14 protein-coding genes are annotated in these 12,953 nt (G+C 71.2%); 12 read left to right on the top strand and 2 right to left on the bottom strand.

The genetic code is table 11. The features are described from left to right. Positions 1-144: 144 nt before the first annotated feature. The 12 genes from JK363_RS30085 (at position 145) to JK363_RS30030 (ending at position 10,672) form a co-directional block, all read left to right on the top strand. A complete protein-coding gene (locus JK363_RS30085) occupies positions 145-1,326 on the top strand; it encodes a SchA/CurD-like domain-containing protein (protein ID WP_201879722.1) in 1,182 nt (393 codons plus the stop codon). A 56-nt stretch (positions 1,327-1,382) separates the two neighbouring features. After that, a complete protein-coding gene (locus tag JK363_RS30080) occupies positions 1,383-1,790 on the top strand; it encodes a cupin domain-containing protein (protein ID WP_201879720.1) in 408 nt (135 codons plus the stop codon). Continuing rightward, the gene (locus tag JK363_RS30075) at positions 1,787-3,046 is read left to right on the top strand and encodes a beta-ketoacyl-[acyl-carrier-protein] synthase family protein (RefSeq protein ID WP_307821913.1); all 1,260 of its coding nucleotides are present in this window, start codon (positions 1,787-1,789) and stop codon (positions 3,044-3,046) included. The genes JK363_RS30080 and JK363_RS30075 overlap by 4 nt, the downstream gene beginning before the upstream one ends. Then, positions 3,043-4,293 (top strand): beta-ketoacyl synthase N-terminal-like domain-containing protein, encoded by a 1,251-nt coding sequence (locus JK363_RS30070; protein ID WP_201879718.1) that lies wholly within the window; start codon positions 3,043-3,045, stop codon positions 4,291-4,293. The genes JK363_RS30075 and JK363_RS30070 overlap by 4 nt, the downstream gene beginning before the upstream one ends. Continuing rightward, positions 4,293-4,550, top strand: coding sequence for an acyl carrier protein (locus JK363_RS30065; protein ID WP_201879716.1), 258 nt, complete (start codon positions 4,293-4,295; stop codon positions 4,548-4,550). The genes JK363_RS30070 and JK363_RS30065 overlap by 1 nt, the downstream gene beginning before the upstream one ends. A 1-nt stretch (position 4,551) precedes the next feature. Beyond that, positions 4,552-5,016 carry an SRPBCC family protein gene (locus JK363_RS30060; protein ID WP_201879714.1) on the top strand — a complete coding sequence of 155 codons (465 nt, stop codon included), beginning with the start codon at positions 4,552-4,554 and terminating at the stop codon, positions 5,014-5,016. Between the two features lie 3 nt (positions 5,017-5,019). After that, entirely contained in the window at positions 5,020-5,364 is a 345-nt protein-coding gene (locus JK363_RS30055) for a TcmI family type II polyketide cyclase (RefSeq protein ID WP_201879712.1), read from the top strand. Between the two features lie 12 nt (positions 5,365-5,376). Further along, entirely contained in the window at positions 5,377-7,098 is a 1,722-nt protein-coding gene (gene accD, locus JK363_RS30050) for an acetyl-CoA carboxylase, carboxyltransferase subunit beta (protein WP_201879710.1), read from the top strand. 2 nt (positions 7,099-7,100) lie between these two features. Next, positions 7,101-7,730: an acetyl-CoA carboxylase biotin carboxyl carrier protein gene (locus JK363_RS30045; protein WP_201879708.1), complete on the top strand. Its 630-nt coding sequence runs from the start codon at positions 7,101-7,103 to the stop codon at positions 7,728-7,730. A gap of 5 nt (positions 7,731-7,735) precedes the next feature. Next, the gene (gene accC, locus JK363_RS30040) at positions 7,736-9,124 is read left to right on the top strand and encodes an acetyl-CoA carboxylase biotin carboxylase subunit (RefSeq protein WP_201879706.1); all 1,389 of its coding nucleotides are present in this window, start codon (positions 7,736-7,738) and stop codon (positions 9,122-9,124) included. A 162-nt stretch (positions 9,125-9,286) separates the two neighbouring features. Next, entirely contained in the window at positions 9,287-9,841 is a 555-nt protein-coding gene (locus JK363_RS30035) for a hypothetical protein (RefSeq protein ID WP_201879704.1), read from the top strand. 96 nt (positions 9,842-9,937) lie between these two features. Beyond that, positions 9,938-10,672, top strand: coding sequence for a class F sortase (locus tag JK363_RS30030; protein ID WP_201879702.1), 735 nt, complete (start codon positions 9,938-9,940; stop codon positions 10,670-10,672). A gap of 85 nt (positions 10,673-10,757) precedes the next feature. Here the strand turns inward: JK363_RS30030 and JK363_RS30025 are convergent, their stop codons facing one another. Further along, complete coding sequence (locus tag JK363_RS30025; protein WP_201879700.1) at positions 10,758-11,801, bottom strand: methyltransferase; 1,044 nt, start codon at positions 11,799-11,801, stop codon at positions 10,758-10,760. Between the two features lie 11 nt (positions 11,802-11,812). After that, positions 11,813-12,901: a right-handed parallel beta-helix repeat-containing protein gene (locus JK363_RS30020; protein WP_201879698.1), complete on the bottom strand. Its 1,089-nt coding sequence runs from the start codon at positions 12,899-12,901 to the stop codon at positions 11,813-11,815. Between the last annotated feature and the right edge of the window lie 52 nt (positions 12,902-12,953).

The raw sequence follows: 12,953 nt of genomic DNA, 5'->3' as shown, positions 1-12,953 counted from the left end.
CGGTCGGCGGCTGCGCCACACGGTGTGATCCGGCCTTCGCTCAGATGGCTCACAAATCTCGCGCCATACGTGGCAGCGCTCCACGATCGTCCTTGCGGGCGGCGCATCCAAGGACGGTCGCAAGCCCCCAAGGAGGAGTGGAACATGAGCACCCTGCCCCAGGCTCCACAGACCACCACGACACCATCCATGACCACGCAGTCGGCGCTGACCGACTCCCGGCTGCGCGTGGTGCTGCTGCTGGATGTGCGCAGTGGTGCCGAGGAGCGTTTTCTGCGTGCGTATGACGAGCTGTGCCAGCAGGTGGCCTCGGTACCGGGCCATCTCAGCGACCAGCTGTGCCAGTCGATCGAGGACCCGTCCAAGTGGCTGATCACCAGTGAGTGGGAGAGCGCTCCGCCGTTCCTCGCCTGGGTGGACAGCGCGGCCCACCGCGAGATGGTCAAGCCGATGCACGGCTGCGTCAAGGACACCCGGTCACTGCGGTTCGGCATTCTGCGCGAGACCGACCATGGCACGGGCCCGGCGGCGAACCGGGGGCGGCTGCAGCCCGCCCCGCGGATCGGCGACGGGGTGGTCCGGCACGCCCTGACCTTCACCGTCAAGCCCGGCAGTGAGAAGGACGTCGCCGCGATCCTGGCGAACTACGCCTCGCCCGAGTCGCGGGTGGACGACACCACCCGGCTGTGCCGCACCTCGCTGTTCATGAGCGGCAATCGGGTGGTGCGCGCCGTCGAGGTCCAGGGCGAGCTGATGGCGGCGCTGCGCCATGTCTCCCGGCAGCCGGAGATCCGCGAGGTCGAGGAGGCCATCAACCCGTACCTGGAGGAGGCGCGCGATCTGGACGACCCGGAGTCGGCGCGGGAGTTCTTCATGCGGGCGGCGCTGACGGCCGTGCACCACCTGTCGGTGAAGGGCGCGGGGCACTCGTCCGCCGACATACGGCGTCATGCGCTGCTCTACCCGGTCAAGGAGGGCTGCGGGATGGCGGTCGCCCGGCTGCTGGCCCGCCAGGACGAGCTCGCCATCGGCGGCGAGGGGGCAGGCGGACGGAAGGGCCGGGGGAAGAAGGGCGCTCCGGCCGTGGTGACCAGCACGATTTTCCACCACGTGGACACCGTCGTCCGGCTGGTGGATATCACCGGTTCGCTGGACCAGGACCCCGCGCTCTTCGCCGGGGTCGGCGGCAAACGTGCCGCGGCCATGCTCAGCCGACTGGTCGAGGTCGGTCCGGGCCGGGAGCTGTCGGACGAGGCGGGCCTGCGGCGTTTCCTCGCCGACTGCGACATGACTCCGGTCACCGACCGCCGCGCGGCGGACTACTGACGTCGTTCCCGCTTGCCCGCGTCCCCTTTCGTCCCCACGTCCGGAAGGTACCGATCATGACCACGCAGTCCCCCCGCATCGTCGACCTCGCCGACGTCGCGCACAACCGTCGGCGCGGCGGCGACCTGCGCGCCATGCTCACCCCGAGCACCGTGGGCGCCACGAGCGGCTTCATGGGCCTGGCCATCATGGGGCCCGGTGAACGCATCGGCGAGCACTACCACCCGTACTCCGAGGAGTTCGTGTTCGTCGTGTGCGGCGATCTGGAGGTGGATCTGGACGGGGCCACCCACCCGCTCCGGCCCGACCAGGGTCTGCTGATCCCCCGCGATATGCGCCACCGCTTCCGCAATGTGGGGGACACCGAGGCCCGGATGGTCTTCCACCTCGGTCCGCTGGCCCCGCGTCCCGAGCTCGGGCACGTGGACACCGAGGCCACCGAACCGGCAGAGGCATCGTCGTGACCCGACGGGTGGCGGTCACCGGGATCGGTGTGGTCGCGCCGGGAGGCGTGGGCGTCCCGGCCTTCTGGGACATGCTCACCGCCGGGCGTACGGCGACGCGCGGGATCACGCTCTTCGATCCGGCGGGGTTCCGGTCGCGGATCGCCGCCGAGTGCGACTTCGACCCGGTGGCCGCCGGGCTGACTCCGGAGCAGATCGAACACTCCGACCGGTACGTGCAGTTCGCGATCGCGGCATCGATCGAGGCGACCCGGGACGCGGGCCTGGCCCCGCAGCCGGAGAGCTGGCGCACCGCGGTGTCGCTGGGTACCGCGGTCGGCGGCACCACCCGGCTGGAGCACGACTACGTCAAGGTCAGCAGCGGGGGCGAGCACTGGGACGTGGACCACCGGCGGGCCGGTCCGCATCTGCACCGCGCGTTCGCCCCCAGCGCGCTGGCCTCCGGTGTCGCGGAACTGATCGGCGCACAGGGCCCGGTGCAGACCGTCTCCACGGGCTGCACCTCGGGCCTTGACGCCATCGGCTACGGCTTCCAGGCGATCGAGGAGAACCGGGCCGATGTGTGCCTCGCGGGCGCGGCGGACTCGCCGATCTCCCCGATCACCGTGGCCTGTTTCGACGCCATCAAGGCCACCTCGGCCAACAACGACGACCCGACGCACGCCTCGCGGCCGTTCGACGCCCGCCGCGACGGCTTTGTCCTGGGCGAGGGCGCCGCCGTGCTCGTCCTGGAGGAGCTGGAGCACGCGCGCGCCCGCGGGGCCCGGATCTACTGCGAGCTAAAGGGCTTCGCCACCTACGGCAACGCCTATCACATGACCGGTCTGACACGGGAGGGCCTGGAGATGTCCGAGGCCATCGACCACGCGCTGGGACATGCGCGTATCGACAGTTCCGAGATCGACTACGTCAACGCACACGGCTCCGGCACCCAGCAGAACGACCGCCATGAGACCGCCGCGGTCAAGCGCTCGCTGGGCGAGCACGCGTACCGCACCCCGATGAGCTCGATCAAGTCCATGGTCGGCCACTCCCTCGGCGCCATCGGGGCGATCGAGGTGGTGGCCTGCACCCTGGCCCTCGCCCACGGTGTGGTGCCGCCGACCGCGAACTACGAGAACCCCGACCCCGAGTGCGACCTCGACTACGTACCGCGCACCGCCCGCTCGCTGCCGCTGCGCCATGTGCTCTCGGTGGGCAGCGGGTTCGGCGGCTTCCAGTCGGCGGTGGTCCTCAGCCACGGGGGTGCGTCATGAGCGCCCCGGAGAGCGGACACGACCGCGGCGCGGTCATCACCGGGCTGGGGATCGTGGCGCCGAGCGGGGTGGGCACCGACGCCTTCTGGAAGGCGGTACGGGAAGGGATCAGCTCCCTGGACCGGCTGTCCCGGGAAGGCTGTGAGCACTTCCCGCTGCGGGTCGCGGGCCAGGTCCACGGTTTCGAACCGGGCGCGGTGATCGAGGAGCGCTTCCTCGTCCAGACCGACCGCTTCACCCACTTCGCGATGGCCGCGGCCGATCTGGCGCTGGAGGACGCCCGGCTGCCGGCCGGGGAGATGTCGCCGTTCGCGGTGGGCGTGGTGACCGCGGCGGGCTCCGGTGGCGGTGCGTTCGGCCAGCACGAGCTCCAGCAGCTGTGGGGCAAGGGTCCGCGGTATGTGGGCCCGTACCAGTCGATCGCCTGGTTCTACGCGGCCAGCACCGGCCAGATCTCCATCCGCGGCGGCTTCAAGGGCCCCTGCGGGGTGGTGGCCAACGACGAGGCGGGCGGCCTGGACGCGATCGCCCACGCCTGCCGGTCCATCCGGCACGGCGCGGACGCGATCGTGGTGGGCGCCGCCGAGGCGCCGCTCGCCCCGTACTCGATCGTCTGCCAGCTCGGCTACGAGGAGATGAGCCTGGCCCGTGAACCGGGCCGGGCCTACCTGCCGTTCACCGAGGACGCCCGCGGTTTCGCCCCCGGCGAGGGCGGGGCCATGCTGATGGTCGAGGAGGAGGGCGCCGCGCTGCGCCGCGGGGCGCGGATCCGCGGCCGGATCCTCGGTCATGCCGCGACCTTCACCGGACCGTCCCAGTGGGAGCGATCCCGGGAGGGGCTCGCCCACGCCATCCAGGTCGCCCTGGCGGACGCGGACTGCGCGCCGGAGGAGATCGATGTGGTGTTCGCGGACGCCCTCGGCACCCCGGCGGCGGACCGCGCCGAGGCGCTGGCCCTCGCCGACGCACTGGGCGCGCACGGCACCCGGGTCCCGGTGACCGCCCCCAAGACCGGCTTCGGCCGGGCGTACTGCGCGGCTCCGTGCCTGGACGTGGCGGCCGCGGTGCTCGCCATGGAGCACCGTGTGGTCCCCCCGACCCCGTACGTCACCGACGTATGCCATGACCTCGACCTCGTCACCCGCACCTCCCGTCCGGCCGAGCTGCGGACGGCGCTGGTGCTGAGCCGAGGGCTCATGGGTTGCAACGCGGCGCTCGTGCTCCGCGGCCCGGAAGGAGATATCTGATGCCCAGTCAACTGTCCTACGGTGAGCTGGCGGCGCTCATGAAGAGCTGCGCCGGACTCACCGTCGACCCCCAGCTGCTCGAAACCCGCCCGGACGCCCCCTTCGAGGAGTACGGGCTGGACTCACTCGGTCTGCTCGCCATCGTCGGCGAGCTGGAGAACCGCTACGGCACCCCGATCGAACCGGGCGCCGAGAGCTCCAAGACCCCCGGCGACTTCCTCGACGTCATCAACACCTCACTCACCACGGGAGCATGAGATGGCCGCCCATACCGACAACGAGATCGTGATCGCGGCTCCCCTGGATCTGGTCTGGGAGATGACCAACGATCTGGAGAACTGGCCGCAGCTGTTCAGCGAGTACGCCTCGGTGGAGGTGCTCCAGCGCAGCGGTGACACCACCACCTTCCGGCTGACGATGCACCCCGACGAGAACGGCAAGATCTGGAGCTGGGTCTCCGAGCGGGAGACGGCCCGCGATGTGCGGACCGTCTGGGCGCGCCGGGTCGAGACCGGCCCCTTCGCCTTCATGAACATCCGCTGGGAGTACGACGAGGAGCCCGAGGGCACCCGGATGCGCTGGACCCAGGACTTCGAGATGAAGCCCGACGCCCCGGTCGACGACGCCGGGATGACGGAGCACATCAACCGCAACTCCAAGATCCAGATGGAGCTGATCCGGGACAAGATCGAGCAGCGCGCCCGCGCGCGGGTGGGTGCGTGAGCCATGTACCGATCACTGATCGTCGCCCGGATGAAGGAGGACTCGGCGCCGGGCATAGCCTCGGTCTTCGAGGAGTCGGACCGCGGTGAACTGCCGCGGCTGATCGGGGTCACCGGTCGCAGCCTGTTCCAGTTCGGCGATGTGTATCTGCATCTGATAGAGGCCGACCGCCCGCCGGGACCCGAGGTCGCGCGGCTGGCCGGCCATCCGGAGTTCCGCGACATCAGCGACCGGCTGGCCGCGTACGTCCAGGCGTACGACCCGGAGACCTGGCGGGAGCCGAAGGACGCGATGGCCCGCGAGTTCTACCGCTGGGAACGGGACCGGAGCGGCCCGGCCCGGAGCTGAAGGGAGCACCACGTGGTCGCCGACTGGGTGCGCTGCGCGGGCTGTGCCGGGCTGATCTACGGCAAGCGGTTCACCCGGTGTCTGCGGGTCTGCCCGGACTGCGGCCGGCACAGCCCCCTGTCCGCGCCGCAGCGGCTGGACCAGCTGCTGGACCCGGGCAGCACCGAGCCGCTGGACACGGTGCGGACGGTGGACGACCCGCTCCGCTTCACCGACACCCGGCCGTATCCGGACCGGCTGGCGGAGGCGCGCACGGAGACCGGTCTTGACGAGGCCGTGGTCGGTGTCCGGGGCCGGATCGAGGACCGGCCGGTGGTGGTGGCCGTGATGGACTTCCGCTTCCTGGGCGGCAGTCTGGGCTGCGCGGTCGGTGAGCTGATCACCGAGGCGGCCCGGACCAGTCTGCGCCACCGCGTTCCGCTGCTGCTGGTGACCGCCTCGGGCGGGGCGCGGATGCAGGAGGGTGTGCTGTCCCTGCTCCAGATGGCCAAGACCGCGCAGGCGCTGGCCGCGCTCGACGCGGCGGGTGTGCTCACCGTCTCGCTGGTCACCGATCCGACGTACGGGGGCGTGGCGGCCTCCTTCGCCACGCTCACCGACGTGATCATCGCCGAGCCCGGTGCGCGGCTCGGCTTCGCCGGGCCCCGGGTCATCGAGCAGACGACCCGGGAGCGGCTTCCGGAGGGCTTCCAGACCGCTGAATTCCTGCTGGCGAACGGCATGGTGGACAGCATCGTGCCGCGCCCGGGACTGCGGTCCGCCCTCGCCCGTCTGCTGGGTCTCGGGCACCCCGGCCCCTCCCCCGGCTCCGGCGCGCAACCCGCCCCGGAGCACGCACCGCTCGACCCTGCCGAGGTGCTCCTGCGGAACCCCGAGGAGCTTGCGGAGCGGGAGCCGTGGGAGGCGGTACGGCTGGCCCGGCACCCCGGGCGGCCCACCACCCGGGACTACATCGGCCATCTCCTGGACGACTTCCACCCGCTGCACGGCGACCGGCTGGCCGAGGACTGCCCGGCGGTGGTCGGCGGGCCGGGGCGGCTGAACGGCATGCCGGTGATGGTGATCGGCACCCACAAGGGCGGACCCACCCTCGCCGAGCGCCAGGCGTGCGCCTTCGGGATGGCCACCCCCGGCGGCTACCGCAAGGCGGCCCGGCTGATGCGGCTGGCCGCCAAGCTGGGGCTGCCCGTCATCACCCTGGTGGACACCCCCGGCGCCAACCCCGGCACCGACGCCGAACGCGGCGGCCAGGCACTGGCCATCGCGGAGAACCTGCGGCTGATGTCCGTACTGCCGGTGCCCATCGTGGCCGTGGTCACCGGGGAGGGCGGCAGCGGCGGGGCCCTCGCCCTGGCCGTCGCCGACCGGGTGCTGATCAGCGCGGGCGGGGTGTACTCGGTCATCAGCCCTGAGGGCTGCGCCGCCATCCTGTGGAAGAACCCGGAGGCCGCGCCCACCGCGGCGGCGGCGCTGCGGATGGACCCGCGGGAGCTGCTGCGCCTGGGGGTGGTCGACGGGGTGGTCGCCGAGCCGCCGGACGGCGCCCACAGCGACCACGCCAAGGCGGCCGCGCTGCTCGGTGACGCACTCACCGCCTGCTTGGGCGAGTTGACCCCGTGGGACCCGGACCGGCTGCGGCAGGAGCGTGTCCGCCGCTTCCAGCGGATCGGCGTCGCCACCGGCGCGGACCCGGTCGCCACCACGGCAGAGGCAGACGACGGGAGAGGTGCATGACCATGGACGGCCCTGTGACGAACACCGCGGACCATCGGGAGAACGGCCACCACCGGCCCGGTCCGGTCGTGCTGCCCCCGCACGCCACCCTGGACTCCCTGTGCCGCAGTGTGACCGAGCTGGCGAAGGCCGCCGATCAGCAGCCGCGCCGGATCACCCTGCGGCACGGACAGACGACGGTCGAGATGGAGTGGCCGGACCCGGCCGGGACCCGTCCGGCCGCGCCGCCACCGGCCCCGGCCGGGCCCACGGCGGAGGGCGCCGCGGGCCCCGTGGCCACGGCCGCCCCCGCGTCCCCGCCCGCCGTCGTGGACGGCGCGCACCCCGAACACCCGGCGCGCACCGCCCCGGCGCCCCAGGACGCGGCGCCGGGGATGCGGTACGTACAGGCACCGACGGTCGGCACCTTCTACCACGCGCCCGAACCGGGCGCCCCACCGTTCGTCGCCGTCGGCGACCTGGTCAGGCCGGGGCAGCCGGTGGGTGTCCTGGAGGTCATGAAGATGATGAGCACCGTCGAAGCGGACAGCGCGGGACGGGTGGTGGAGATCCTGGTGCCCAACGGCCAGCCCGTGGAGTACCAGCAGCGGCTGCTCGCGGTGGAGCCGCTGTCCGGCACCGGCCCGGGGTGAGAACAGTGTTCTCCACCGTTCTCGTCGCCAACCGCGGCGAGATCGCGATCCGGGTGGTACGCGCCTGCCGTGAACTGGGCATGCGCACGGTTGCGGTGTACTCCACCGCGGACCGTGACTCGGCCGTCGTCCGGCTCGCGGACGAGGCGGTGCACATCGGACCCGCACCGTCCAAGCGCAGCTATCTCGCCATCCCCGCGATCATCGAGGCGGCCCGGCGCACCGGCGCCCAGGCCGTCCACCCGGGATACGGATTCCTCTCCGAGGACCCGGACTTCGCGGAGATCTGCGAGGACAACGGGATCACCTTCATCGGTCCCCCGGCCTCGGTGATGCAGCGGCTCGGGGACAAGGCGGCGGCCCGCGCCCTGATGGAGAAGGCGGGGCTGCCGGTGCTGCCCGGGAGCCCCGGCGCGGTGGCGACTCCGGTGGAGGCACGGGAGATCGCGGAGCGGATCGGCTATCCGCTGATCCTCAAGGCGGTGGCGGGCGGCGGTGGCCGGGGGATGGCGGTGGTGCGCCAACCCGACGCCCTGGTAAGGGCGTTCAACGAGACGCGCGCGCACGCGCGCGCGGTATTCGGGGACGAACGTCTCTACATGGAGCGGTTCGTCGATGACGCCCGCCATGTCGAGGTGCAGGTGATCGGGGACCGGCACGGCCGGGTGGTCCATCTCGGCGAACGCGACTGCTCGGTGCAGCGGCGCCACCAGAAGATGGTGGAGGAGGCCCCGGCGCCGAATCTCCCGCCGGAGCGGCGGGAGGAGATGTGCGCGGCGGCGGTGCGCGGCGCCGAGGCGGTGGGCTATGTGGGCGCGGGCACCTTCGAGTTCGTGCTCTCCCCCACCCATGAATTCCATCTCATGGAAATCAACTGCCGCCTCCAGGTGGAACATCCGGTCACCGAGATGGTCACCGGAATCGATATCGTCCGGGAGCAGATCCTCATCGCCGCCGGACAGCCGCTCTCCGTCCGCCAGGAGGACGTGGTGCGGCGCGGGGTGGCCATCGAATGCCGGGTGAACGCCGAGGACCCGGACCGGGAATTCATCCCCGCCCCCGGGCTGCTCACCGAATTCATCCCGCCCGGCGGGCCCTTCGTCCGGGTGGACACCCATGCCTTCCCGGGCTGGCGGGTGGGACCGGACTATGACTCGCTGCTGGCCAAGACCGTTGTCTGGGCGCCCGACCGCGAGCAGGCGCTGGCGCGTATGGACCGGGCCCTGGGCGAGTTCCGGGTCACCGGCGAGGGCGTACGGACCACCCTCGGCTTTCTGCGCCGCGCACTCGCGCACCCGGATTTCCGCTCGGCGACACACACCACTGGGCTTATCGGAACGATGTCGGCCGAATCGGTGACGCGGCATCAGCCCGTTCGCGCGGCAGAAGAGTGATCACTGCGCTTATCTCCACCCGGAGGGCTTAACACCGGGGCGATTGTAGGCCGCGTCAGGTGGCAGCAGGCGCATTCTTCGCTGACGGTGGATAAGACGCCTACGCGATCCCTTTATCTGGCAAATAGTCAGTAATCGTGCAGGCGCCGGAAGGAATGACTCATGCGATCGACTCGCGCACTCTTCACCGGGGCGGCGATTGCCGCCACCCTGACCCTGGGCGCCCCTGCCGCCGCGTTTGCCGCCGACGTCTCGGACCCGGGCGGTCACGGTGGGTACTCGAGCAGCCAGGAGTCCTCCGACGACAGCTACGGCGAGAGCGGCGACCCCCGGATGGACCACAAGAAGGACCACGGCAAGGAGGAGGGCAAGGAAGAAGGCAAGGAAGAAGGCAAGATGGAAGGCAAGGACGAGGGCGACTGGTCCGGCCGGGAAGGCAAGGACGAGGGCGACTGGTCCGGCAAGGAGGAGCACGGCAAGGAGGAGCACGGCAAGGAGGACCACGGGCGCGAGCACGACTGGTCGGGCGACAAGAAGCACGACTGGGAGGGCGGCTCCTGGAAGTCCGAGAAGCCGAAGGGCGGCGTCCACACCGGCGGTGGCGGTATGGCCTCCACGGGCAGTGGCATGGCTGCCGGCTCCGTTCTGCTTCTCGGTGGCCTCGGCGCCGGCGCCTACGCCCTGCGTCGCCGCAACTCCGCGGGCACCGCGATCTGAGCCTGACTCTTTCGTATTCCGTGCTGCCGTGGCACCTCCGCCCAGCGGTGGTGCCACGGCAGCGCTACGCGGCTTGCGAGAAAGGCACACACCTCCATGAGCAAGCAGGGCAAGCAGGGCGGCGCCGACGGCAACACCCGCGTGCTCCGGTGGGCCGCGGCATCGGCCCTCATCGGTGTCTTCCTGATCTACAACTCCGTCGACGCGGCCTCCCAGAACTCTCCGTCGGACACACCCACGGCCGCCGCCTCCGCGAACCGGCCCGAGCCGGAGTCGGTTCCGGACACGGAACCGCAGACGCCGCCGCGGCAGGAGCCCACCGAGGAGCCGGCGGCCACCCCGCAGTACCGGCCCGGCCCCGCGCTCTCCCGCTCCCCCGCGACCCATCTGGACATCCCCTCGATCGGGGTGAGCGCTCCGTTCACCCAGCTGTCGCTGGACTCGGGCGGCACCCTGATCCCGCCGCCGGACACCGACAACAACCTGGTCGGCTGGTACAAGGACGGCCCCGCCCCCGGGGAGCGCGGCAACGCCATCGTGGCGGGGCATGTGGACACCAAGATCGGCCCTGCCGTGTTCTACACGCTCCGAAACCTGAAGCTGGGCAGCGAGGTCAACATCACCCGCGAGGACGGGATCGTCGCGACCTTCACCGTCGACAAGATCAAGACCTTCAAGAAGAACGACTTCCCGGACCGGAAGGTGTACGGGGAGACCCCCAACGCCCAGCTGCGTCTGATCACTTGCGGTGGCGCGTACGACCACAACGTCAAGGACTACACCGCGAACGTGGTGGCGTTCGCCCATCTCACCACCTACCGCTGGGCCTGAGCGCACCGGCCCCGGAAGCCGCACCACAACGCCAGGGTGCCCGCGCTGTCGTGGACAGCGCGGGCACCCTGGCGTGACGGGTGGCTCAGCCCGGCACCGTGCTGTCGAAGGCGTGCAGATAGCCGTTGACCGGGCGGATGTCGGTGACGGTGAGTCCGGCGGCGGTCATCCGCTCCGTCATGCTGTCCGTGGTGTGCTTGCGGCCGCCCACGTTGAGCAGCAGGAACAGATCCATCGCCGTGGTGAACGACGCGGGGCTGTTGTCGACGAGGTTCTCGATGACCACGACCCGGGCGCCCGGCCGCGCGGCCCTGACCACATTGGCGAGGGTGCGGCGGGTGCTCTCGTCGTTCCACTCCAGGATGTTCTTGATGATGTACAGGTCGGCCTGGACCGGGATCTCCTGACGGCAGTCGCCAGGCAGCAGCGTGGCCCGGTCGGCCAGCGCACCGCCGTCCCGCAGCCGGGGGTCGGCGCCCGCCACCACCGGCGGCAGATCGAGGAGCGTACCGCGCAGGGCCGGATGCCGCTCCAGCAGACCGGCCAGCACATGCCCCTGACCGCCGCCGATGTCCACGACCTCCTTGATGCCCTCGAGGTCGAGGAAGGCGGCGACGTCCTCGGCGGACTGTCTGCTGGAGGTGGTCATCGCCTTGTCGAACACCTCGGCCGACTCCCGGGCGTCCTCGTGGAGATAGCGGAAGAAGTCCTTGCCGAAGATCTCGTCGAAGAGGACACCGCCGGAGCGGACCGCCTGGTCGAGACGTGGCCACGCCTCCCAGGTCCAGGGCTCGGTGCACCACAGGGAGATGTAGCGGAGGCTGTGGGGCGCGTCCTCGCGCAGCAGCCGGGAGATGTCGGTGTGGGTGAAGCGGCCGTCCTCGGACTCGGCGAAGATCCCGCAGCAGGCCAGGGCGCGCAGCAGCCGGCGCAGCGGATCGGGCTGGGCGGCCACGGCGGCGGCCAGCTCCTCGACGGTGGCGGGCTGCTCCCCCAGGGCGTCGGCGACACCCAGCCGGGCGGCGGCGCGGACGGCGGCCGCGCGGGCGGCGCCGAAGGCGATCTCGCGCAGCTGCCGGGTCGCCTGCGGCGGAGCGGGGGCGGAAGGGGTGGTCCCCGTGGTGGTCATGGCGCCGCCTTTCAGCACCGGTCCGCGGGCACGGAGGTCCCGCAGACGTTGTCGGCGAAGGTGTTCCCGGGACCCTTGTCCCGGTCGGCCAGATCGGCCGGCCTGTTGCCGCTCAGCACGTTCTGGCTGATGGCGTTCTGGGTGTTCGGTACGCCGACGAAGCTGTTGAACAGCACCACCCCGCCGGACATCGGGGACTTGCCCACGTTGTTGAACACCTGGTTGCCCGTCACCCGGCTGCCCTCGGATCCGGTGAGCACGATGCCCGCGCCCTGGATGACGGGGAGCCGGTCGCTGGCCGGACAGAGCCGGTTGTTCTCCAGCACGGCGTTGTGGCGGAGGGTCAGCGCACCGGCGCGGGGCTTGTTCTCGTCGCCGATGACGAAGAGACCGCCGCAGTTGTCGGTGATGATGTTCTGCTCGACGGTGAGGTTCCGCATCCGCCGGATCACCACACCGAGTCCGTTCTCGCTCAGCCGGTTGCCCACCACCTCGGTGCCGCGCGCGTCGATGGACCCGGCCTCATGGGTGTTGGTGTTGACGATGTGGATGCCCGACTCCTTGTTGCCGCGCAGCACGTTGCGGACGAAGACACCGCGGGTGGACATCTCCTGGCCGATGCCCTGCTGGCCGTTGTCGGCGGCGGTGACCCTGCGGACCCGCAACCGGTCGGTGTACGAGGCCCAGATGCCGTTCTTGGCGAAGCCGCTGACCTTCAGGGACTGGATGCGGACATTGGTGACGGGCTGTTCGGCCGTCCCGGTGACACACAGTCCGTGGCCCGCCTTGCCACAGGCGTTGGCCGCGGCCTTCTTGTCGGGTCTGAGCACGGTACGGGAGCCCGCGCCGCGGAGGGTCACCTGGGAGGTGGTGATCTGGACGTTCTCCCGGTAGACACCGGCCAGCAGCTCGATGGTGTCCCCGGGCCGGGCGGTGTTCAGGGCCGCCTGGATCGACTGGCCCGGCTGGACGACATGGACAGGGTCGGGGCCGCCGCTCGCCACCGACCCGGTGGCCTGGGCGCTGGGCAGGGCGGCGAGCTCAAGGGCAAGGGCGGCCGCGGTGAGGGCCGTGAGACCACACAGTTTTCGTGTACGCATGAACAGGAAGCTAGGCGGGCCCCGCACCATTCGCCACTTATGATCCATTTTC

This window comes from Streptomyces coffeae, from assembly GCF_016741875.1.
Taxonomy (GTDB): Bacteria; Actinomycetota; Actinomycetes; order Streptomycetales; family Streptomycetaceae; genus Streptomyces; species Streptomyces coffeae.
The sequence above is the reverse complement of the archived record's forward strand: the minus strand, read 5'-3'. Positions and strand labels throughout refer to the sequence as shown.